Source organism: Aestuarium sp. (assembly GCF_023253315.1).
In the GTDB taxonomy this organism is placed as follows: Bacteria; Pseudomonadota; Alphaproteobacteria; order Rhodobacterales; family Rhodobacteraceae; genus Marivivens; species Marivivens donghaensis.
Map to the genome: position 1 here is coordinate 1 of NZ_JALRGW010000009.1, position 21,129 is coordinate 21,129.

Annotated in this window: 20 protein-coding genes and 1 pseudogene; 6 read left to right on the forward strand and 15 right to left on the reverse strand. The window is 57.4% G+C overall.

Going from position 1 to position 21,129, the window contains the following annotated elements; translation table 11 throughout:
- Window positions 1-148: pseudogene (locus tag AC1QQ2_RS06655) on the forward strand (CoA ester lyase); the annotation flags it as partial.
- A gap of 68 nt (window positions 149-216) precedes the next feature.
- Here the strand turns inward: AC1QQ2_RS06655 and AC1QQ2_RS06660 are convergent.
- Window positions 217-885: a hypothetical protein gene (locus AC1QQ2_RS06660; protein ID WP_479712549.1), complete on the reverse strand. Its 669-nt coding sequence runs from the start codon at window positions 883-885 to the stop codon at window positions 217-219.
- Window positions 886-1,028: 143 nt separating this feature from the next.
- Here AC1QQ2_RS06660 and AC1QQ2_RS06665 point away from each other — a divergent pair, with 143 nt between their 5' ends.
- Window positions 1,029-1,991, forward strand: a complete 963-nt coding sequence (locus tag AC1QQ2_RS06665) for an acetyl-CoA carboxylase carboxyltransferase subunit alpha (RefSeq protein WP_067550224.1) — start codon at window positions 1,029-1,031, stop codon at window positions 1,989-1,991.
- Between the two features lie 61 nt (window positions 1,992-2,052).
- Here AC1QQ2_RS06665 and AC1QQ2_RS06670 read toward each other — a convergent pair whose 3' ends face one another.
- From AC1QQ2_RS06670 to AC1QQ2_RS06685, 4 genes are read right to left on the reverse strand one after another with little or no spacing between them, the layout of a single operon-like run.
- Window positions 2,053-2,661 (reverse strand): hypothetical protein, encoded by a 609-nt coding sequence (locus tag AC1QQ2_RS06670; protein WP_479712550.1) that lies wholly within the window; start codon window positions 2,659-2,661, stop codon window positions 2,053-2,055.
- Window positions 2,658-3,395, reverse strand: coding sequence for a lysophospholipid acyltransferase family protein (locus AC1QQ2_RS06675; protein ID WP_479712551.1), 738 nt, complete (start codon window positions 3,393-3,395; stop codon window positions 2,658-2,660). Before AC1QQ2_RS06675 ends, AC1QQ2_RS06670 begins: the two co-directional genes overlap by 4 nt.
- Entirely contained in the window at window positions 3,392-4,297 is a 906-nt protein-coding gene (locus tag AC1QQ2_RS06680; RefSeq protein ID WP_249945967.1) for a cell division protein FtsX, read from the reverse strand. The genes AC1QQ2_RS06675 and AC1QQ2_RS06680 overlap by 4 nt, the downstream gene beginning before the upstream one ends.
- Window positions 4,294-4,968: a cell division ATP-binding protein FtsE gene (locus AC1QQ2_RS06685; protein WP_067550232.1), complete on the reverse strand. Its 675-nt coding sequence runs from the start codon at window positions 4,966-4,968 to the stop codon at window positions 4,294-4,296. The genes AC1QQ2_RS06680 and AC1QQ2_RS06685 overlap by 4 nt, the downstream gene beginning before the upstream one ends.
- A gap of 171 nt (window positions 4,969-5,139) precedes the next feature.
- Here AC1QQ2_RS06685 and AC1QQ2_RS06690 point away from each other — a divergent pair, with 171 nt between their 5' ends.
- The gene (locus AC1QQ2_RS06690) at window positions 5,140-5,997 is read left to right on the forward strand and encodes a zinc-ribbon domain-containing protein (RefSeq protein WP_479712552.1); all 858 of its coding nucleotides are present in this window, start codon (window positions 5,140-5,142) and stop codon (window positions 5,995-5,997) included.
- Window positions 5,998-6,001: 4 nt separating this feature from the next.
- On the opposite strand, the gene AC1QQ2_RS06695 is transcribed toward AC1QQ2_RS06690, so the two are convergent.
- The 5 genes from AC1QQ2_RS06695 to argH all read right to left on the reverse strand — a co-directional run bounded on the left by AC1QQ2_RS06695 (window position 6,002) and on the right by argH (window position 11,771).
- The gene (locus AC1QQ2_RS06695) at window positions 6,002-8,512 is read right to left on the reverse strand and encodes a TIGR02302 family protein (RefSeq protein ID WP_479712553.1); all 2,511 of its coding nucleotides are present in this window, start codon (window positions 8,510-8,512) and stop codon (window positions 6,002-6,004) included.
- A gap of 48 nt (window positions 8,513-8,560) precedes the next feature.
- Window positions 8,561-9,826 carry a diaminopimelate decarboxylase gene (gene lysA / locus AC1QQ2_RS06700; protein WP_479712554.1) on the reverse strand — a complete coding sequence of 422 codons (1,266 nt, stop codon included), beginning with the start codon at window positions 9,824-9,826 and terminating at the stop codon, window positions 8,561-8,563.
- Window positions 9,827-9,895: 69 nt separating this feature from the next.
- Window positions 9,896-10,213: a DUF2834 domain-containing protein gene (locus AC1QQ2_RS06705; protein ID WP_105235834.1), complete on the reverse strand. Its 318-nt coding sequence runs from the start codon at window positions 10,211-10,213 to the stop codon at window positions 9,896-9,898.
- On the reverse strand, window positions 10,213-10,386 hold the full coding sequence (locus AC1QQ2_RS06710) for a hypothetical protein (RefSeq protein WP_158664550.1): 174 nt from the start codon (window positions 10,384-10,386) through the stop codon (window positions 10,213-10,215). The genes AC1QQ2_RS06705 and AC1QQ2_RS06710 overlap by 1 nt, the downstream gene beginning before the upstream one ends.
- Window positions 10,383-11,771 (reverse strand): argininosuccinate lyase, encoded by a 1,389-nt coding sequence (gene argH, locus AC1QQ2_RS06715; RefSeq protein WP_479712555.1) that lies wholly within the window; start codon window positions 11,769-11,771, stop codon window positions 10,383-10,385. The genes AC1QQ2_RS06710 and argH overlap by 4 nt, the downstream gene beginning before the upstream one ends.
- 12 nt (window positions 11,772-11,783) lie before the next feature.
- Here argH and AC1QQ2_RS06720 point away from each other — a divergent pair, with 12 nt between their 5' ends.
- The gene (locus tag AC1QQ2_RS06720; RefSeq protein ID WP_479712556.1) at window positions 11,784-12,314 is read left to right on the forward strand and encodes a TlpA family protein disulfide reductase; all 531 of its coding nucleotides are present in this window, start codon (window positions 11,784-11,786) and stop codon (window positions 12,312-12,314) included.
- Here AC1QQ2_RS06720 and AC1QQ2_RS06725 read toward each other — a convergent pair whose 3' ends face one another.
- Window positions 12,315-12,884, reverse strand: a complete 570-nt coding sequence (locus AC1QQ2_RS06725) for a YqgE/AlgH family protein (RefSeq protein ID WP_105235837.1) — start codon at window positions 12,882-12,884, stop codon at window positions 12,315-12,317. It lies immediately after the preceding gene.
- A 103-nt stretch (window positions 12,885-12,987) separates the two neighbouring features.
- On the opposite strand from AC1QQ2_RS06725, the gene AC1QQ2_RS06730 reads away from it, so the two are divergent.
- A complete protein-coding gene (locus AC1QQ2_RS06730; RefSeq protein WP_479712557.1) occupies window positions 12,988-13,767 on the forward strand; it encodes a protein-disulfide reductase DsbD domain-containing protein in 780 nt (259 codons plus the stop codon).
- On the opposite strand, the gene AC1QQ2_RS06735 is transcribed toward AC1QQ2_RS06730, so the two are convergent.
- From AC1QQ2_RS06735 to AC1QQ2_RS06750, 4 genes are all read right to left on the reverse strand, one after another.
- Window positions 13,764-17,132: an efflux RND transporter permease subunit gene (locus AC1QQ2_RS06735; RefSeq protein WP_479712558.1), complete on the reverse strand. Its 3,369-nt coding sequence runs from the start codon at window positions 17,130-17,132 to the stop codon at window positions 13,764-13,766. The genes AC1QQ2_RS06730 and AC1QQ2_RS06735 overlap by 4 nt on opposite strands.
- Window positions 17,133-17,135: 3 nt before the next feature.
- The gene (locus AC1QQ2_RS06740; RefSeq protein WP_479712559.1) at window positions 17,136-18,587 is read right to left on the reverse strand and encodes an efflux RND transporter periplasmic adaptor subunit; all 1,452 of its coding nucleotides are present in this window, start codon (window positions 18,585-18,587) and stop codon (window positions 17,136-17,138) included.
- Window positions 18,588-18,668: 81 nt separating this feature from the next.
- Window positions 18,669-19,208: a molybdenum cofactor biosynthesis protein B gene (gene moaB / locus AC1QQ2_RS06745; RefSeq protein WP_479712560.1), complete on the reverse strand. Its 540-nt coding sequence runs from the start codon at window positions 19,206-19,208 to the stop codon at window positions 18,669-18,671.
- Window positions 19,205-19,993: a uracil-DNA glycosylase gene (locus AC1QQ2_RS06750; protein ID WP_479712561.1), complete on the reverse strand. Its 789-nt coding sequence runs from the start codon at window positions 19,991-19,993 to the stop codon at window positions 19,205-19,207. The genes moaB and AC1QQ2_RS06750 overlap by 4 nt, the downstream gene beginning before the upstream one ends.
- Before the next feature lie 118 nt (window positions 19,994-20,111).
- Here AC1QQ2_RS06750 and AC1QQ2_RS06755 point away from each other — a divergent pair, with 118 nt between their 5' ends.
- Window positions 20,112-21,071: an aspartate carbamoyltransferase catalytic subunit gene (locus tag AC1QQ2_RS06755; RefSeq protein ID WP_479712562.1), complete on the forward strand. Its 960-nt coding sequence runs from the start codon at window positions 20,112-20,114 to the stop codon at window positions 21,069-21,071.
- Window positions 21,072-21,129: the final 58 nt, after the last annotated feature.

Below are 21,129 nucleotides of genomic sequence, written 5' to 3' on the forward strand. Positions count from 1 at the left end.
CGAAGCCCGCGAAATCCTCGCAGCTATGGAAGAGGCTAAAGCCCGCGGCGAAGGCGCAACTGTCTACAAAGGCCGTTTGGTTGACATCGCGTCGATCAAGCAGGCCGAAGTGATTGTCCGCCAGTCCGAGATGATTGCTGGCAGCTAAGGCAAACCTACAAAATTCAAACGGCCGGCTTTGATAGAGCCGGCCGTTTTTGTTGAACGCCCTCGCGATTAGTAGTCGCGCATGAACACCACACCAAAAGCGCAAAGCTTCGCACAATCGCTCGCATCGTGGCCGAGGTTTTCAATAGCAACTGACATCGCGGATGCCGGCCCTTCGAAACGCGGGTCGTCACACTCCATGTCCTGCGGATACTCGCCATTATCGTCGCCAAAATCGACGGCCGCGCAATTGGTCATGGCCTTCGCGTCGTTGTAATCCCAAAGCTTCACGTCACCGTTGAGATAAGCCACCGAACAATCGGTCGCGTCAGCACCGACGTAGGTCCAGCTCACGCTACTGGCCATCGCTGATCCATAGAACCGACGGTCATCACATTCGCCATCCATCGACCATTCGCCACTGTCATCGCCGAAGTTAATACCATCCACGATCACAGGTTCAGGCGCCGTGACGCGTCCGCCCTTCACGCCTGCTTGTGCAGAGGCCGATAGTGTAATCGTGCCGGCATTAAACGCGGCTTCGCAGTCGCTCGCGTCATGCATGATGTCCGAGTCCAAAAGCGGGGTCGTCGTCATCCCCTTCCCCTCGAAACGAGGGTCGTCGCATTCGCCGTCATTCGACCACTGGCTGGCATCATCGCCAAAGTTGATAGACTGCGCGGCCAAGGGGTTCGCGGCCAAAAGTGCAATCGCTGCTGCTGTTAAAACTACTCGCATGAGAATCTCCAAAATCAATCAACTCACCTTTGCAAATGCCCGTGTTCGGCGCAACAAACAGCCTCAACACGACAAGGCGAGTTGCAAAGCACCGCCATGCGGCCTTATATCCAGACGAAACGTAACGTCCCGAGAGGCAAGAGATGACGATTTACCTCGAGTTCGAAAAACCCCTCGCCGAAATTGAGGGCAAAGTCGAAGAATTGCGCGCCCTTGCCCGTGCAAATCCAGAGATGGACGTCGAAAAAGAAGCCGCAGGCCTTCAAAAAAAGGCCGAAGACATGCTGAGCCAACTGTATGGCTCGCTGACACCTTGGCGCAAATGTCAGGTCGCCCGCCATGCGGAACGCCCGCATTGCCGCGATTACATCGAAACACTTTTCACCGATTACACCCCGCTTGCGGGTGACCGTAACTTTGCCGAGGACAACGCTGTTTTGGGTGGTCTTGCACGGATCAACGGTCGCTCAGTCATGGTAATCGGTCACGAAAAAGGCAGCGACACTAAGAGCCGTATTGAACACAATTTCGGCATGGCACGTCCCGAAGGCTATCGCAAAGCGATCCGCCTAATGGACCTCGCTGACCGTTTTGGCATTCCGGTGATAACACTCGTCGACACCCCAGGCGCTTACCCTGGCAAAGGTGCCGAAGAGCGCGGCCAGTCCGAGGCCATCGCCCGTTCGACCGAAAAATGCCTGTCGCTCAAAGTTCCGCTGATCTCTGTCGTGATCGGCGAGGGTGGCTCTGGTGGTGCGGTTGCATTTGCGACGGCGAACCGTGTCGCGATGCTGGAACACTCGATTTACTCAGTCATCTCGCCCGAGGGCTGCGCATCGATCCTGTGGAAAGACGCCGAAAAAATGCGTGAAGCGGCAGAGGCGCTGCGTCTGACCGCGCAAGACCTGAACGAACTCGGTATCATCGACAAAATCATCAAAGAGCCGCTCGGTGGTGCGCATCGCGATCCCAAAACCGCGATCAAAGCTGTTGGTGCTGCAATCGAAAAAATGCTCGACGATCTTTCTGGTCAGACGGGCGAAGAAGTCCGCAACAATCGCCGCAAGAAATTCCTTGCAATGGGTGCCAAAGGCTTGGCCGCCTAATCAGCGTGACTGCGATATCAGTTTGAAAAGGCAGCGTGGGAAACCCCGCTGCCTTTTTCGTTTAGGACAATTCCAAGGTTTCAAAGACTTCAATCGGATCAGCCAGTTTGTGCAAAGCAGACCAAAGGAACGGATCGGTATCGTCGGCATCGAACCTGACCGCCTTCGCACCGATTTCATGGGCTTTGGCGCGGCACCAACGGATACCCTCTTCGACCTCAGCCTTGGTTCCGCCAATCCACCCTGCCTCGCTCACCCCTGCCGACATACCGCGCAGCGAAGCAAAGCCTGACCCGATAAAGACGGCGGTTCCGTCCTCAATGGCAACTCCGAACGCACGGCGCAGATCAACGGGTCGGGCAGGAGGATTGTCGGAATGACAATCACGGTAATATTCCCAGTGCGCCTCAAACCACGCAGCCCACTCAGCAGGTTTCACGAGAACCGCATTGGGGCAAAGTTCATGATGTGGGGGCAGTTCGAACACAGCAGAGCGTCGCACGACCTGCCAGTTTTGCGGACGTAATTCGGACCCTTCAGGCAGGATCAGACGCACACGTTCGTAGCCATCGGGAACGCCTAGTTCATCCAAATCATCACCCACCACCAACGCATCCTCATCGACAAAAGCCGATTCAGGATGCAGTGGGTTTTGAACCAAGCGGATCATTTTTGGCGGTCGTAATATCCAGACTCGACCAGCAGTTCTTCTGATCTCGTTTCGACCACATTTTCGAGCTCTTCCATGAAATCGCTCAAGGATTTGCCCGCAGGTATGGTCGGCAGAAATTCAATCACCGCAGTGCCTGGCGTCCGCATGATCCCATGGGCCGGCCAAAACGCACCGACGTTCACTGCAACGGGCACGCAGTCTTGCTTGAGTTCTTTATAAAGAATGCCCGCACCGATCTTGTAGGGCAGTTTTTCCGTCGGAGGCACGCGCGTCCCTTGGGCAAAGATAATCAGCTGACCGGGGTTGCCGATCCCTGCAACAACTTGGGCAACCATTTTACGGATCGCTGCGCCACGTTTACCACGATCCACAGGAACGCAGCCCATCCGCAGACCGTAGATCCCGATCACAGGCGTGTAGATCAGTTCCTTTTTCATGATGAATTTGCCACGCGGAAGCGAGGCATAAATCATGATGATATCGAGGAATGACTGGTGTTTTGCCGCGACGATAACTTCACCCGTCGGTGGCGTGCCACGGACTTCTGTCTTGATGCCAACCATCCAACCTGCAAGCCACATCGTAGCCCGACACCAAGTATGGGCCGCCGCAAATGCACCGGATCGAGAAACCAACGCCCATGGCAGAAACACAATCCCCACGACCATTAGGTTGAAATAGATCAAACCGAGGAAGATGACGGAACGGACCCACTGGATCGACTGTTTCATGACTGGGTCCTTAGTGTGCGCAGCGCCGCTGCACGGGTTGCAAAAAACGCGACAACCGCCGCAAGCACAGGAATACATAGCGGTGCAAACCACCCTGCGCCTTGGAAACCGAGCCCCGTGAGGAAACCACCCGCGACTTCGGTGCTGGGCAACAATAGAACGGCCAGCATACCCACGATAGACCCTGCTGCAGCCCCCGCAAAGGCGCGGATGGTAAAGCGACGGACAAACGCGCCCGCGATGTAAAGGTCGCGCGCACCAACAAGGCGCATCACACGAATAACCTGCGCATTCGCCGACAACGCCGCCTGTGCGGCCAAGGTGATCATGGCCCCCATCGCCGCTGCAATCAAAAGGATCGCCGTGACCGCCAATAACCGCAGCCGACCAGCCGCATCAATCAACGGCTCCCGCCAGCGCGTGTGATCGTCCAAGATCGCACCCGGCACCTCAGCCTGAAGTCGCGCACGAAGGCCCGTTGGATCATAGCCGTCGCCCTCTTCGATGATTTCGATAAGGCGAGGGATCGGAAGGCTGGCAATGGGGATGTCAGGACCAAACCACGGCTCGAGAAGCTCTTGCTGTTCTTCGGCGCTCAACGCACGGGCGGAAGCGACACCTGGTGTGGTTTCCAGCAGCTTAATCGCGGCGGCCTGTTGTGCGTCCAATTGATCCGCAGGCGCCGAAATCCGAAGGGTCGAGGTCCGTGCCAGTTCCGCCGACCAACGGTCGGCCAGACGGCCCGTGGCCAATGAGAGCGCCAAAGCGAACACCGCGAGAAACGCCATAGCGCCCGAGGTGAACAAGGTCAGGCGTGCCGTATATCCCGTCGGCGGCACTGAACGATCGGCAAGCGGGTCGCCTGCCAACATAGCAATAAAACGTCCAAATGCGGTGATCATAGGTCGACCCCCGCTGCTTGAAGGCGGCGATTGTTGAGACGCAGAACACGCGATTGCACCTGAGTTTTCGCGGCCCGAATGAGGTTCATATCGTGGGTCGCGATCAACACGGCCTTACCCATCTTATTCAGCTCGATCAGCAACCGCAAAAGCCGCTGCGACATTTCCCAATCGATATTCCCTGTCGGCTCGTCCGCAATGATAACGTCAGGCGAGATGATCACTGCCCGTGCCAAAGCGGCACGCTGACGCTCGCCGCCCGACAGTTCCGGTGGCAATTGTCCTGCCTGATGCGCGAGGCCGACCCAGCGCAGCAGGTCTTCGAGGTAATCACCCGCCTCTTGGGCACGACCCGCGACCGTAAGCGGCAAGGCGATGTTCTCCGCCACGGGGAGGTGATCCAAAAACTGGCAATCCTGATGCACTACGCCGATTTTACGCCGCGCCAATGCGACCTCATCGCGCCCCATTTCACGAGCGTTTTGACCGAACAAACGTACGTGCCCAGAGGTAGCACGCAACTCGCCATAGCAGAGTTTGAGCAAAGTTGTTTTTCCCGCACCCGATGGGCCGGTCAAAAATTGGAACGACCCCGGCGCCAGGTTGAGCGAAACGTCTGAAAACAATTCGCCCCCGCCGTAGGAATAGGCCACACGGTCTAATTCGATCACAGAAAGATCCTTTCACGCCCCCACCGCTGTGTTCTGCCGAAAACACTCGCAGAATTCAATCGCACTTGACGGGCATGGGCGTGCTTTTGCTTTTCCATTTCCTCTCAGATTGTTACTAATACTCGAACAAAGACTTACTGTTCGGACAAACCGGACGGCGGAGATGGTATAATGCGGCTGATCTGCCCCAATTGCGGCGCCCAATACGAAGTCCCAGATGACGTCATTCCGGAGGCCGGACGTGACGTGCAGTGTTCAAACTGTGGCTCAACGTGGTTTGAACGACCCGGAGACTCTGACCGCGAAGAAAACGATGCAGTTTTCACGACTGATATCCCCGTCGCTCAAGCCGATCCAGAACCCGAACACGTTCAAGAAGACGACGAATTAGTGATGCCCGAACCAGACTTTGGTCCGGAACCAGCACCTGTCTTTGGGTCATCAGACGACTACGACGAAGACTATGAGGACAACCTTCCGCCGCCGACACTGTCGCCGCGCCGCCCTCGTCGGACCATTGACCCAGAAATCGCCAGCATTCTGCAAGAAGAAGCAGACCGAGCCGAGGAACGCCGTCGAGAGTCGCAACAAGACCCGATGGAAAGCCAGCCCGATCTGGGCCTAGATGAACCGCCGAGCCCCGAAGCAAAGCGCGCCGAAGAAGCACGTCGTCGCATGTCGCTGCTCAAGGGAGAAACTGAACTTAACGATGCCGGACCGCGGAGCGACCGCCTCCCCGACATTGATGAGATCAATTCCACCCTCCGGTCGGCATCAGAGCGTCCTGACAATGCTGTAGCACAAACCGCGCAGGTCGTTCGCCGTAAGAGCGGGTTCAAAACGGGGTTCCTTGGCGTGCTCTTGATCGCGGTTATTGGTGCTGGCGGTTATGTGTTCGCCGACCGCATCGCAGCGATGGTTCCGCAATCTCAGCCTGCGTTAGAGACCTACGTTGCTTGGGTTGATGGGCAACGGATTGCGCTGGATGAAACCGTGCAGGGCATGCTTGCCAACCTCGGCAACGATTGATCGATCAGAACCGATCTAGAAGCCGCCGCAAATAGTTGCGTTCGTCCTCTGGCCGATCCAATTCGGCAGAACGACGGCGAATTTCATCCAAGAGTTCGCCTGCGCGACGATAGATATCTTCGCCCTGCAAGAGGTTCTGATCCGTGCCGGATTGCCCTTCGGTGCCCAGCTGTCGTCCCAGTGGATCGCTCTGACGTGGGGCCGCTTGAGCGGTTTGATCCCCTTGCTGTTGACCTTGTCCGCTCTCATCGCGCTCAGACTGGGCAATCGCACGACCAAGTTCGCGCAGCCCTTCGCGTAATGCGTCCATCGCTTCGGCCTGACGGTCAATCGCCTCTGCCATGTCGCCACGGCGTAGCGCGTCCTCGGCACGGTCCATAGACCGCTCTGCCTGTTCGATGGCGCGACGCGCAGCTTCGGCCTCGTCACCTGACAGGTTCGGCAAATTTCGGCGCTGCTCTTCCAACATCTGCCGCAAAGCTTCTTGACGGTCCGCTAGGTTCTGCTGACCTGGATCGCCGTTCGTACCGTCCCCTTCGCGTGGGGTTTCGCCGGGTCGTTGCTCCGTCTCTTGCTGGCCACCGTTGAACTGATCCTGCAGATCGCGGAAGGCATCGTCGGACAGTTGCTGTTGGTCGCGAAGTGTTTCGCCCAAATCTTCCATGGATTTCTGCCCCGGAGACCGAGGACCACCCTGCCCTTCGCCTTGGGTCATTTTCATGTTTTCCATGAGCTGATTGAGCTGTTCCATCAGGACCGCAGCTTCGGCCATACGGCCTTCTTCCATCAGTTCTTGGATACGATCCATGAGGGCGTTGAGCTCGTCCTGTGTGAACTGCATCGTCTCGCCGCCACCATCTGGCTGATCCGTCGCGTTCTCGTTGGGGTCCATCTGATCGGCGAGCATCTGCATGTAGTCGTTGGTTGCGTCGCGCAGCTCGTCCATCAGTTCCTGAATTTCAGCCGCACTCGCGCCGTTGCGCATTGCTTCGGCCAGACGATCTTGGGCCCGCTGGAGCCGTTCGCGAGCATCGGCAAGCGCGCCTTCTTCGAATTCAATCGCGAGGTCCCACATGAGCGCCGCAACCTCATCGCGCTCTTCATCTGTCAAACCACCTTCGTATCTCGCTTCAAGCGTTTCAACGACACCGCGCACCATCGGGAAATGCGTCTCGTTTCGAAAGAAACCATCGGGACGGTTTGAAATCGCCCGCAACAACTGCGCGACACGCGGTGCATTGGCCGTCGACCAAAGCAGATCTCGACGCTGTTCGATGATCACGCGGGCGACAGGCTGAAAGAAACGACGCCCTGGTAGAACCATCTGGGTCTCGACGGACTGTCCCGCCTGCCCCTTAGCGTCTGTCACTTCCAGACGCACTTTCACAGGGAGGTTCGCCATGACTGATTGGCTGAAGTTGTCAATCAACGCCTCATCGAAGGCAGCCCTGTCGCCCGTAATCGGAATGGGTAGATCAACAATCAGAGGCGCAATCGGGTCTGGGTCGATCGCTAGGCCATGACGGCGGTCGATCTGGGCAAGGTCAATCGACACGGTCGCGGACCCACTTGTAATCCCATAGTCGTCAGTCGCGCGAAACGGCAGGGTCATTTGGCCTTCGGCATTCGAAAGAGCCGGCCCCGTCAATTCGACCGAAGGTATGCCATCAGTCACAATGGAGACGTCCCAGGCCTGACCGCCCGAGCCATCAATACGCAATTCGCCCTGCTGCAATGCCTCAAACACTTGATGCTGATCAGACGCAGGTGGCAGTTCGTCAGCACGACGCCCCGACACGGTTTCCGACAACGTTAACGCGCCAACGTCGCCATAAAACCGAACGGTGAAGCGCGACCCTTCGGGCACCTCGATCCGATCTTCGTCCAGATCAGGTAGATAGAGCGTTGGTTTGCCCGTGTAGGCTGGCGGCTCGATCCATCCCTCCCACGTTGGCCCTGTCGCAGTGGTGGCAGCCGACCCCACGGGCGAGGCCTGAGCCACGGTTCCGATACGTGTGACAGAACCGAACAGAAGCCCGACCATCAGGAACAACAGCGCAATATAACGAAGGCCGAACGGGTCGGCTTGGGACACACGCAGGTCGGGCGAAACATAACGCGCTGCCTTGGTTCGATCTTGCATCCGCTGCAGATGGGCAATCCAAACGGCCTCTGATGCGGGATCACCTGCACCGACCGCTTGAGCATCGCCAAGCGCGGAAATTGGTCTACCCGGCAAACGCGCATCAACCCGCGCAAGCGCCTCAGCCCGCAGCGGCCAGCGGAAACGCCGCCAACCGCGCCACGTGAACACGGCAATACCGATCAGCCCAGCAACCGCGAGGGTCCAGACGAGTTCCAAAGGCATGTCATTGTGAACGCCCAGCAAAAGCGGCGCGAGCATGAGGAAGAGGATTGTCCAAACGGGCCAAAATGCACGCACCAAACGCTCGGCCACGATCCCCACAAAGGTTGCGAGGATTGGGAACCGTAGATGCGGCAAGCTTTCGGTCACGTCGGCCAGCTGTTCACTCCTATGCGTCGTGCCCTGACCTTAACGTGCTCAGAGCCACTCGGGAACGATATCGCGGGCAATCATTTCTTCATAGGTGGGACGTCGGCGGATAACCGCAAATTTATCACCCTGAACGAGAACTTCGGGCACCAAGGGACGCGAGTTATATTCGCTCGCCATCACAGCGCCATAAGCCCCAGCCGAACGGAACGACACCAGATCGCCAGCCTTCAGCGGCGGTAAGTTCCGCCCCTTGGCAAAGGTATCGCCCGTCTCACAGATACCCCCGACAACGTCGTAGGTTTCTGGTTCAACGCCCGGTTCAGCCTCGATCACTGGGTCGATGTCATGGTGGGCGTCATACATCGACGGACGGACGAGATCGTTCATCGCAGCATCAAGGATCAGGAACTTACGATCCTCGCCCTCTTTCACATAGATAACTTCCGACACGAGTTGACCTGCATTGCCTGCGATCAGACGACCGGGTTCGATTTCGACCTCACAGCCCAGATGCCCAACTTCTTCGCGGATCACTTGCCCCAGTTCAACGGGCAGCGGCGGTGCCTCGTTCGAGCGGGTGTATGGAATACCCAAACCACCACCGAGGTCGAGACGGCGAATGTTATGGCCATCTTCGCGCAGGACTTCGGTCAGCTCGGCTACTTTGCGATAGGCGAGGCGGAACGGCTCTAGATCGGTCAACTGACTACCGATGTGCACGTCGATACCAACAACATCGAGGCCTTTAAGCTCAGCGGCGCGGGCATACACCTCGCGGGCGCGGCTGATCGGGATGCCGAATTTATTTTCTTTTTTACCCGTCGCGATTTTCGCATGGGTTTTAGCGTCCACGTCAGGGTTCACACGCACAGTGATCGGCGCAAGCTTACCCAATGACAATGCAACCTCGGACAGGACTTCCATCTCTGGCTCGGATTCGACATTGAACTGACGAATGCCGCCTTCTAACGCGATCTTCATTTCTTCGCGCGTTTTCGCCACGCCCGAAAACACAATCTTGTCGCCCGACACGCCCGCAGCTTTGGCGCGGAGGTATTCCCCGATGGACACAACGTCGATACCAGCGCCCGCTTGCCCCAGCATTTTCAGCACCGCGACGTTCGACAACGACTTCATCGCGAAACATACGAGGTGCTCACCCCAAGCAAGGGATTCATCAAAAACTTGGAAGTGACGCAGCAGGGTCGCCGCCGAATATACGTAAAACGGAGTTCCAACCTGCGCCGCTATTTCGGTCAGGGGAACGTCTTCGGCGTGCAAAACACCGTCACGATAAATGAAATGATCCATTGCAGCCTCCGGTCTCGGGTCAGGGCGTCATACCAAATCCGCACAAAACCCCAAGCCCTTAATGCGAATTTACCGCGCGGGCCGTGTGCGCAGGAAAAGGTAGAGGGGCAAACCGCAGCTCACCCCAATGCAAAACGTCGCTGGAATGGCGATCAAGGCCGACCAATTGCGACGAACAGCCGTTTCGGCAATGACCCAGACCGTCAGCGCAATAGCGGCAATGGTCAGGTCCCACGTGAGGCCCACCGTGGATTGATTGACATACCACGCGTCAATCAATCCGCTCAGCCCTGTTCCCGTCTCCTCCATATAGGCTAGGAAATGGGACATCGGTTTGATGGTGCCCCAAATCGCAAGCGCGAGATAAAGAAGACGGAGGATAGACATCAGCAGTTCACGTTGATTTGGACGGTTTCATTCGCACCGCCGACCTGACAATTCCGAACCACTTGCCCTTGCTCGTTCACATTGAACCCAAGGTTCGCGATGGGCCGCAGCGGAAATCCGTCCGCGCCACATCCCGACAAAACCAAAACCGCCAAAACGACCGCTTTTTTCACGAAAGAGCCTCTTTCCAACGCGCAATTTGTTCGCGCACACGCACCGGCGAGGTGCCACCATAACTTTGACGCGACATGACCGATGCTTCGACGGTCAGCACACCAAAGACGCCATCTGTAATACCCTGATGCACGCTCTGCATGTCGGCAAGGCTAAGATCAGGGAGATCACATCCTTTTTTCTCAGCCATTGCGACCAGCGCACCCGTCACGTGGTGCGCATCACGGAACGGGAGGTTCAGCTCACGCACCAACCAGTCCGCCAAATCGGTCGCGGTCGAGAAGCCGCTCGCCGCTGCCGCACGCAGATTGTCTTTCATCGGGGTCATGGTTTCGACCATGCCCGTCATCGCAGCAATCGCCAGCATGAGGTTGTCCGCCGCATCAAAGACTTGCTCTTTGTCTTCCTGCATGTCCTTCGAATAGGTCAGCGGAAGGCCTTTCATCACGGTCATCAGGGCAACGTTCGCACCAAAGATACGTCCGATTTTCGCGCGGATCAGCTCTGCTGCGTCAGGGTTTTTCTTCTGCGGCATGATCGACGAACCTGTGGACCATTGGTCAGACATCGACACGAAACGGAACTGAGCGGAGGACCAGATCACCAGTTCTTCGGCGAAACGGGACAAGTGCATTGCGCAGATCGACGCCGCCGCGAGGAATTCCAGCGCAAAGTCACGATCCGATGTCGAATCGAGGCTGTTCGCCGTCGGACGATCAAACCGCAGCGCCTCTGCCGTCATATGGCGATCAATCGGGAAACCTGTGCCGGCAAGTGCCGCAGCGCCCAGCGGGCTTTCGTTCATCCGCTTGCGCGCATCACCAAAACGCGAACGGTCACGGTTCAACATTTCGACATAGGCCAGCATATGATGGCCCCATGTCACAGGTTGCGCGACCTGAAGGTGGGTAAAGCCCGGCATGACCCAATCAGCGCCAGCTTCGGCCTGACCGAGCAGGGCTTTCATCAACGCCTCAATGGCACCATCAACCGCGTCACATTGGTCACGAACCCAAAGGCGGAAATCGACTGCAACCTGATCGTTACGGCTGCGGGCTGTGTGCAGACGGCCTGCAGGCTCGCCTACGATTTCTTTCAGACGAGCTTCGACGTTCATGTGAATATCTTCGAGCGATTTCGAAAACGCGAAGTTTCCGCTTTCGATCTCTGACAAAACGGTGAGCAGGCCTTCACGAATGGCCTCTGCATCTTTATCGGTAATGATACCAGTCGCGGCGAGCATCGCAGCGTGGGCGCGGGATCCTTCGATGTCCTGCTGGGCGAGACGCTTGTCAAAGTCGATCGAGGCGTTAATTGCCTCCATGATGGCGTCCGGTCCGGCGGAAAAACGTCCGCCCCACATCGCGTTCGAAGTCTTGGTCATATTGGAGGCCCCATGCGGAAACTTGTGTCAGCGTTGCTTTATACGGCGTTTGCCTGCGTTGCAAATGCCGCCCTCGCCGAAGACAGCGTTTCGGACAAATTGATCTGGCACGATAGCCCCATGCAAAGCTCCGATGCGAGCTTTGTGACCGAGGACGGTACCGAAACGACCTTGGAGCCATATCATGGCAAGGTTCTGCTCGTGAACTTCTGGGCGACATGGTGCATTCCCTGCCGCGAAGAGATGCCTGCCCTGTCGGCTCTCCAAGACGAATTGGGCGGGGACGCGTTTGAAGTCCTCACCATCGCGACGGGCCGTAACCCCGCGCCCGCAATAGACCGATTCTTTGAAGAGATCGGAGTGACGAACCTGCCAAAACACAACGACGCCAACATGCGGTTTGCACGCTCCATGATGGTCGCAGGACTACCTGTAACGGTTCTGATCAATCGGGACGGCCGGGAAGTCGCACGTCTGACCGGAGGCGCCGATTGGCATAGTGCTGAGGCGGTCGAGCTGATCAAAGGCGTTATTGCGCAGTAATCACGCGTGTCCAGCGGTCGACGACAGGGTGATCGGATCGATCCCCAATTGCTTGAGCGCTGCAGTCCATTTCAACTCGTGGGCGCGACCAAACAAGATGTCGTCCTTTGGATCGCAGGTTAACCAACCGTTGTGGGCAATCTCTGCCTCTAACTGTCCCGGCCCCCAACCCGCATAACCCAGCGCCAGTAGGGACATCGAAGGGCCACCTCCGCTCGCCAAATCGCGTAAAACATCTGTCGTGGCCGTCATCGACGTATGGCCATCCACCTCAAGCGTGCCAGTCTCAGACGCGTAGTCCGACGAATGAAGGACGAACCCGCGACCATGCTCGACGGGGCCGCCGAAATGGACACGGATGTCACGCACGCTATCGCCCGTCGGAATCTCTAGCTGTGACAGCAGATCGCGGAACCGAATGTCTGGGGCAGGTTTATTGACGATGAGGCCCATCGCCCCCTCGTCAGAATGCGCGCACATATAGATGACCGCGTGTTCGAAACGCGGATCGCCCATGTCGGGCATAGCAATCAGGAGTTTTCCCGACAAATTGGTAGATGCAAAGTCCATAAGGCGATGATGGGTCGCGAACGAGGCAGGTTCAAGCCCTCTGCTACAAGGACTCGCCGGAACGTGACTTCCCATTACATGCATTGTCCGTAATTTAGGCGCAATGAGAGTCGCAGCAGCCATCATCGCCTTATTCGGAATTACCCCCCCTGCCTTCGCCGAAGCGCCACAGGGCGTGGCCGCCATTGATATTATCCCCGGTTGGCAGACGCCATCTGGAACGCGAATGGTTGGGTTGAAGATCACACTGGCCGACGGTTGGAAAACCTATTGGCGGGCACCGGGTGACGCGGGCATTCCGCCGCAGTTCGAATGGACGGGATCAGAGAATATCTCTAGCGCGGCGTTCCACTGGCCAACACCCGAACTTTTCGAAACGAATGGCGCGGTGACAATCGGCTATCACGGAACCGTGGTGATCCCCATCGAACTCACGGGAGATGGCGATCCCATGTACCTCAGCGGCGAGGTTGATATGGGCGTCTGCAATGACATCTGCGTGCCTGTGTCCCTGAACTTTGACGCTCTATTGGCCGATAAGGGCGGACCAAACGCCGCCATTGCGGGTGCGCTGATTGACCAGCCCATGACGGCAGATCGTGCGAATGTTTCAAAGGTTCAATGCTCGGCAGTGCCTATTCGTGACGGCCTCCGCCTGACGGCTTCAATTGAAATGCCCACCTTCGATGACAACGAATTCGTCGTGGTCGAGGCACCGGGCGCGTGGGTTTCAGAGTCCCACAGCACCCGCGAAGGAGGCGTCCTCACAGCGACCGTCGATGTGGTGCCGATGGTCCAAGGATACATGCTCGACCGATCCAAAATTCGGCTAACCGTGTTGGGATCTGGTCGTGCCGTCGATATTCAAGGCTGCACGGGTTAAGCTCGCCGTACACGCCCGATCATGATCCCTGACACCGCATAAATGGCGAGCGTTCCAAGAGCCAAGACACCTGCATAAAGCGCAAAGGCAACGCCCAGACTTGCCGGCAACGCGGCAACTAGTGGCGTGCCAGACACGATCAGGGGCAGCACAACGACACCAAAGGCTGCGACCATTGCAACGAGGGCGACACCGACAGGTACACGAATAGAGTTTACCCGCGCGATTGCCCCCCGACGCGCCGCAGTGAACAACCCTCCGATATCGGCCTGAACGGCGATCAGCGATGGCACAACGACCAACACCATCACCATGCCAAAGGACAGGCCATAGACCAGCGTGACCACGGTGGGTTTCAAAAATTCAGCCTGACTGGACCCTTCGTAAAGCAGCGGCAGAAGGCCCAAAACCGTCGTGGCCGTCGTCAGCATCACAGCCCGCAAACGGTCAGCCGTCCCGTCAATAATCGCAGGGATCAAGCCGCGTTCTTTGGCATAGTCGTCGATGGTCGTGACCAGAACAATCGAGTCGTTGATCACGATGCCGACCATGCCCAAGAGCCCGACCACAGTGAACATGCTCATCGGGATGCCCCACGCATTATGGCCGTAGATCGTGCCCACCAGTGCGAACGGAATAATCGACATCACAACGAGCGGGCGGGTCCAGCTCGCGAAAATCCACGCAAGCGTCAGGTAAATCCCGACAAGGATAAAGGCCAAGCCCGCCTTTGCATCGTCAAGAAACGCGTTTTCCTGTTCACTCAATCCCCCCAGATCTGTCGAAACGCCATAGCGGCTCTCCACATCGGGAAGGATATCTTCGTTGATCGACAGCTTGACCTCTGACGCGCGATCCGCGTCTTCGTCATCCAAGTCACCCGTCACAGAAATGAGCATGAGGCCATTTTCACGCCGCACGGTGCTAAACCCAGTTTCCCGCTGCACCGTCACAATGTCAGCCAGCGGCACATAGACGCTCGCGGTTGAACGCAACAACATACGATCGAGGAAGTCGGCCGTCAGTTCTTCTTCGGGGATTTCAACGCGGATCGACGCGCTACGGGTGCCGTCTGGATATGTGGCCGCTTCAACCCCACCCAACCTGCGGCGCAGTTCGGTGCCCAGCGTATCAATCGTAAAGCCCAGCGCCTGCCCCTGTGGCGTCAGTTCAAGGATCAACTCTTCCTTATCGTAGGAGAGCGAATCTTCGAGCCCTGATATCTCTGGGAACCGAGCGAGCTCTGTTTTCAGAGCTTCCGCAGCGGCCTTGAGCGTATCCGCATCCGCACCGTAAATCTGCACCTCAAGCGAGTTGCCACCTGGCCCAGCGCCCCATGACCGGAACGAGAGCGTTTCAGTCATCGGTGTTTGAATGACCTCTTGCTGAACGGCTGATACAAATTCACTCGACGAAATTGACCTGAGGTCGGCATCGATTAGCTCAATCGTAATCGCGCCGAGCTGATAGCTCTCTTTGGTATCCGCACCAGATAAACCACGACCCGAATTGCCGCCGATCTGGGTCAGAACATAGTTCACTGGATTGATGCGATCCTCGGCCTCATATCGCGCAGCCACGGCATTGGTCGCGCGTTCCAACTCATCGAGCATCGCCAGAGTATCTTGGCGCGTTGCGGCGGGCAGCATAGCGATATTGCCGCTGACCTGACCCTGCTCTGGCGAAGAGAAGAACCGCCACTGAACATCACCGCGGATAAAGAGCGATACTTGACCGGCAAGGATCACCAACGCACCCGCCAACACAGCGTATCGCGCCTTAACGATCAGGGACATCAGCGGGCGGAAAACCCGATCCCGCACCCAACCAAAGCCACGGTTCACGACCCGCGATGGAGCGTCATACCAATGCTGCTTTAACCCTGTGCCGACCGAATGGGACAAGTGGTTCGGCAGGATCACAAAGCATTCAACCAAGCTCGCCGTGAGAACAACAATCACGGTAAACGGAATATCAGCGATCATGTTGCCAAAACGGCCACCAATCACCAAGAGCCCGAAAAATGCGATGTTCGTTGTAATGGTCGCCGAAAACACGGGGCTGAACATACGACGCGCCGCGTTTTCTGCAGCAACTGCACCCGTTTCGCCCAAGCGTCGGGCCCGAAAGTCTGCGTGTTCGCCCACAACAATCGCATCATCGACCACGATGCCCAACGTTATGATCAGCGCAAAGAGCGAAATCATGTTGATCGTGATGCCAGACATATACATCAGCGAAATCGCGGCGAGCATTGAGACGGGGATGCCCATAGCCACCCAAACCGCCGTGCGTGCGTTCAAGAATAAGAACAGGAGCAGAAGCACCAAAGCCAAACCCTGCGCACCGTTCTCCATCAGGATATTCAGGCGGCCAGTAATCATTTCAGCGCGGGTGTTGATCAGATCGACGCTCACGCCTTCGGGCAAGGTCGACCGCATCTCAGCAGCGACCTCTTCGACAGAGCGTTGCAGACCAATGGCGTCGCCAGATGCCGACCTAACGACCGAGATTTGAACCGCAGGATTTTCACCAACGAAATAGGCACGGTCGCGATCTGGGCCTTCGACGGTGATCGTCGCAACATCGCCAACGGTAAGTTCCGAATTGTCGTCATTGGTACGTAGAACAATCGCCGACAGAGCGTCTGCACTTCGCTTTTCGGTGCCGGCCCGAACGCGCGAGGCCCCACCGATATCGCCTACGGGATCGGCATTGACCTCGGACGCAATCGCAGCCGCAATTTCGCTGATCGTCACATCGTGTTGGATAAGAGACAGCGAGGTTACTTCGATCAATGTCTCAGGCGCCGCGACCCCTCGGATCGTGGTCCGTGTCACACCTGCCGCAAAGAGACGTGCGACCATCTCATCCGCAAAGCGCGACAGTTGATCGACACCCACAGGCCCCGTGATGATCACATCGCTCACGCCATCCGACCAGCCTGCTCGACGGATCACAGGGTCATCGGCCTCTTCGGGCAGAGAGCTAATCGCACTCAACGCGGCATCAATGTCTTTCTCTGCCTGATCGAGGTCGTAGTCAGTCTCAAACTCCAAATCGATCCGCGCGGCCCCTTCGGAGGAACGGCTTTCGCTCGACGTTACACCTTCAACACCAAGGAGAACGGGTTCGAGAACCTGAACCACGGCCCGATCGACGTCCTCAGCCCCTGCCCCATCCCACGCCACGCTAACGCGGATGGTTTCCGAGACGACGTCGGGAAAGAACTGGGCCCGCATTTTTGGAAACGCGACCAATCCCGCGATGACCATAATGACCATCAACAAATTTGCGGCAGTGCGGTGGCGTGTGAAATACGACAAAATCCCGCCTGCCCCACGATCCAGAAGCGTGCGCGACATGGCTTAGCTCCCCATCCGCGATTCAATCCGCTGCACCGTTTCGGCAGGGACTGTGTCTTGTTCAAGCTGAGCGATTAGGCGGGCTTTGACGGCGTCGGGCATTTGGCTGCCCGTCACAAAGCTCACCAGTTTTTCACGACGATCCGCGTCGAGTTCGATCATCTCTGGCGCTGCGGCTTCGGCGCCCGCTTCGCCCAGCGGATTCACCTTAATCCCCGCACCGAGGAGCGGTGAGCGTTCGGCGACAATTCGACGGCCATTCAGGTCACCAACGGCAAGGATGACGTCATCCCCCTGACGGCGCAGAACCGTGACAGGAACAGTTTCTAAACGGTCCTCGTCGTCCAAGGCCAAAACGGCACCATCCGACCCAACTGCCGCAGCAGGCGCAAGCACCACATTGTCGAGCGGAGGTTCCACAATACGAACCATGACAAAGTCACCAGGGCGCAGGCCCGGTGCGGACTCAATCGACGCGTAAAGCAAACGACCCGTCTGACCATCTGCCACAGTCGGGCTTTCGCGCGTCACGCGGCCTTGGGCTTCGAGTGTAAATCCAGACACATCCAGCGTTGCCTGAACGGGCAGGTCGAGAAGATCACCGTTCGCGTCAATCAGACGCGCGTATTGCGCTGTGGAAACACGAAAAGCGACTTCCAACGCGGACGGGTCGATAAGCTGCGCGATCTGTTCGTTCGCCGTCACGCGACCACCTTCGACGATGGATACATCCGAAAGGGTTCCGTCAAAGCTGGCCGTTATCGTGGTGTCGCTCAAGGTCCGCTCTGCATCCGCAACAGACAGACGCACCCGGTCGAGGCTTGTGCCTGCCTGATCAACACGCGCCTCGGCTTGAGCTAACGACTGACGCTGACTTAGGACCGAACTATTGGCCGCGGCCACGGCAAGTTCGGCAGTCTCTACATCTGATGCAGTAACTGTTCCGCGTTCGCGCAAGGCACGGGACCGCTCGAGCGCAGCTTGGCGAAGGTTCGCCTGCGCTTGTGCTTCGGTGAGGCTGTCACGAGCAATGTCCAGCGCGCCCTCAGCTTCACGCAGTTCCGCCTCGGCGTCTTTTAGGTCAGCCTGCGCAAGGGCAAGACTCGTCTGAGCTTCGGTCGGATCGATCTGCAGGAGCGTCTGCCCCGCCTTTACCGCGCCACCCTCAACGAAGACAGGATCGGCGCTGATCACATTGCCGCCGACGGGACTACGCAGAACAAGCGTTCTCTGACTGCGAACCTCACCGAAAACCGTGATCTCAGGTTGGAGTGTCGCGGCCTGAACGGTGAGGACATTCACCGAAGCAATGCGCTCTCGCTGGCCATAGTTCGGCGCTTCTTGGGACAGTCGCGCTTGGATCGCGCTACGGACAGTGTTGCCAGCAATCGCGAGCAGGGCCAGCGTCAAACCAAGAAGAAAAACACCCGTGAGGCTCCGGCGTAAAAAGCGCATGGTCGCGTCCCATTAAAGTTCAGACATGTTTTAGTGCAAACCCCACGAAGGTCCACAACATAGGTCTAACGGACGTTGATCCTATTTCCGTCGCTTATGTTCTTCGAGACGCGGGAAAATCTCGACAAAGTTACAGGGCATGTGCCGATAGTCGAGTTGTTTCACGAGGATTTCATCCCAAGCATCCTTGCAGGCCCCCGTGCTACCGGGCAGCGCAAAGAGATATGTCCCCATCGCCACGCCCGCGGTTGCACGACTCTGAATCGCTGAGGTGCCGATCTTTTGCATCGATGCGATGGTGAACACCGTTGAGAACGCGTCGATCTCTTTCTCATAGACATCGCGGTGGGCCTCGACGGTCACATCCCGCCCAGTCAAACCCGTGCCACCTGTAGAGATGATCACGTCTACGTCTTTGCTTTCGCACCACTCCCGCAAAATCGCGGCAATATCGTCGCGGTCGTCCCGAATGATTTTACGATCGGCTAGAATATGACCCGCGTCAGCAATGCGCGCGACAAGGGTATCGCCCGATTTATCTTCGGCCAATGTGCGCGTATCGCTCACCGTCAGAACGGCAATTCGTACGGGGATGAATTCGCGGACGGTGGTTTGGGTCATGGGTTTGACAGCCGTGCTTTGAGGTCAAGTAAATCCGCCCAAGCATCACGCTTGGCCGTAGGGTTTTTCATCAATTGTTCAGGGTGCGCCATCGGCAGAACGGGCTTACCCAAAACAGTGGTCCATTGCCCGCGCAGCCTCGAAATGCCCGCTTTGCCGAGCAAGGCCTGACACGGACTATTGCCCATTAGAACAATGATCGCAGGGTCCACGAGTTCGACATGGCGGGTCAAAAACGGCAACATCATCGCGAGCTCAGCCGCTTCGGGCACACGGTTCGCAGGGGGGCGCCACGGCAGAACGGTTGTCACATAGACCGAAGACGCAGGATCAGAGTGGCTGCGGCTCAGCCCAATGGCACCGATCATTTTATCTAACAGATCGCCAACTGGCCCAGCAAAGGGTTTGCCATGTTGGTCATCATCGCGGTTCGGCGCTTCGCCAATGATCATCACATTTGCGTTCACGGCCCCGTCGCCAAAGACAAAGTTCCGCGCACCTTTTTTCAATTCGCAATGCTCGAACGCCCGCATCGCACCAGCGAGCGATTCCAGCGTCTCTGCTGACTTAGCGGCGGCCTTAGCAACAGCAACAGGATCGACTTTTTCCTTCACCGGAACCGGTGGCGGCGCGGCTTTACCCAAAGGCGACACTTTGGCCGTAGGCTTTTCATCAACAAGCTCATACCGGTTCAAGGGTGCGTCGAGGATTGCCTCGTCCGCTCCCATTTCGACCTGCCATTCAAGCAGGGCATGTGCCGTCCAGTAGTCATGTGCAGATTCCATGGGCAGACCCTAATGCGTTCTGCGCCAGATGTGCAGAGGTAATCTCAAGGCGTTAGGCTCCCTTGCCGCCTGCCCGCCCCTTACCTATAAGCAACCCAAGGCTCGACCGGAGGATTTCATGACATTCAATGCCGCGCACCTGCTGGGGATCGAACACCTCCACCCGACAGAAATTACCACGCTCTTGGATTTGGCGGATCGTTATGCCGAAGAAAGCCGTCAGGGCATTCAGCACAAAGACGTTTTGGCAGGTCTGACCCAGATCAACATGTTCTTTGAGAACTCGACCCGCACTCAGTCGAGCTTTGAACTGGCAGGCAAACGCTTGGGCGCGGACGTGATGAACATGTCCATGGCCACATCGAGTGTGAAGAAAGGCGAGACGCTGATTGATACGGCACTGACCCTCAACGCGATGCATCCCGACCTTCTGGTCGTGCGTCACGGGGCATCGGGTGCTGTCGATCTGCTCGCCCAGAAGGTCAATTGCGCCGTGTTGAACGCCGGTGACGGTCGCCACGAACACCCGACCCAAGCGCTCTTGGATGCGCTAACCATTCGCCGTGCAAAAGGCCGTCTCCACCGCCTGTCGATCGCGATTTGCGGCGATATCGCGCACAGCCGCGTTGCACGGTCGAACATCATGCTTTTGGGCAAAATGGAAAACCGCGTGCGCCTGATCGCTCCGCCGACGCTGATGCCATCCGGCATGCAAGAGTTTGGCGTCGAAGTGTTCGAAAACATGCGTGAAGGCCTGCAGGACGTGGATGTCGTGATGATGCTGCGCCTTCAAAAGGAACGTATGGACGGTGGGTTTATCCCGTCCGAGCGCGAGTATTTCCACCGCTACGGTCTCGACGCGGAAAAACTGTCCTATGCCAAAGACGACGCAATCGTTATGCACCCTGGCCCGATGAATCGCGGCGTTGAAATCGACGGTACCATTGCCGACGACATCAACCGCTCGGTTATCCAGACGCAGGTCGAAATGGGCGTGGCTGTGCGTATGGCCGCGATGGATCTCTTGGCTCGGAACCTGCGCGCAAAACGCGCTGCTCAAACCAACGTCGCCGTTTGACCTGAAACAAACCGAAGGGCGCAAAACTGCGATACTGCGGGTTTTGAAAGGAACGACC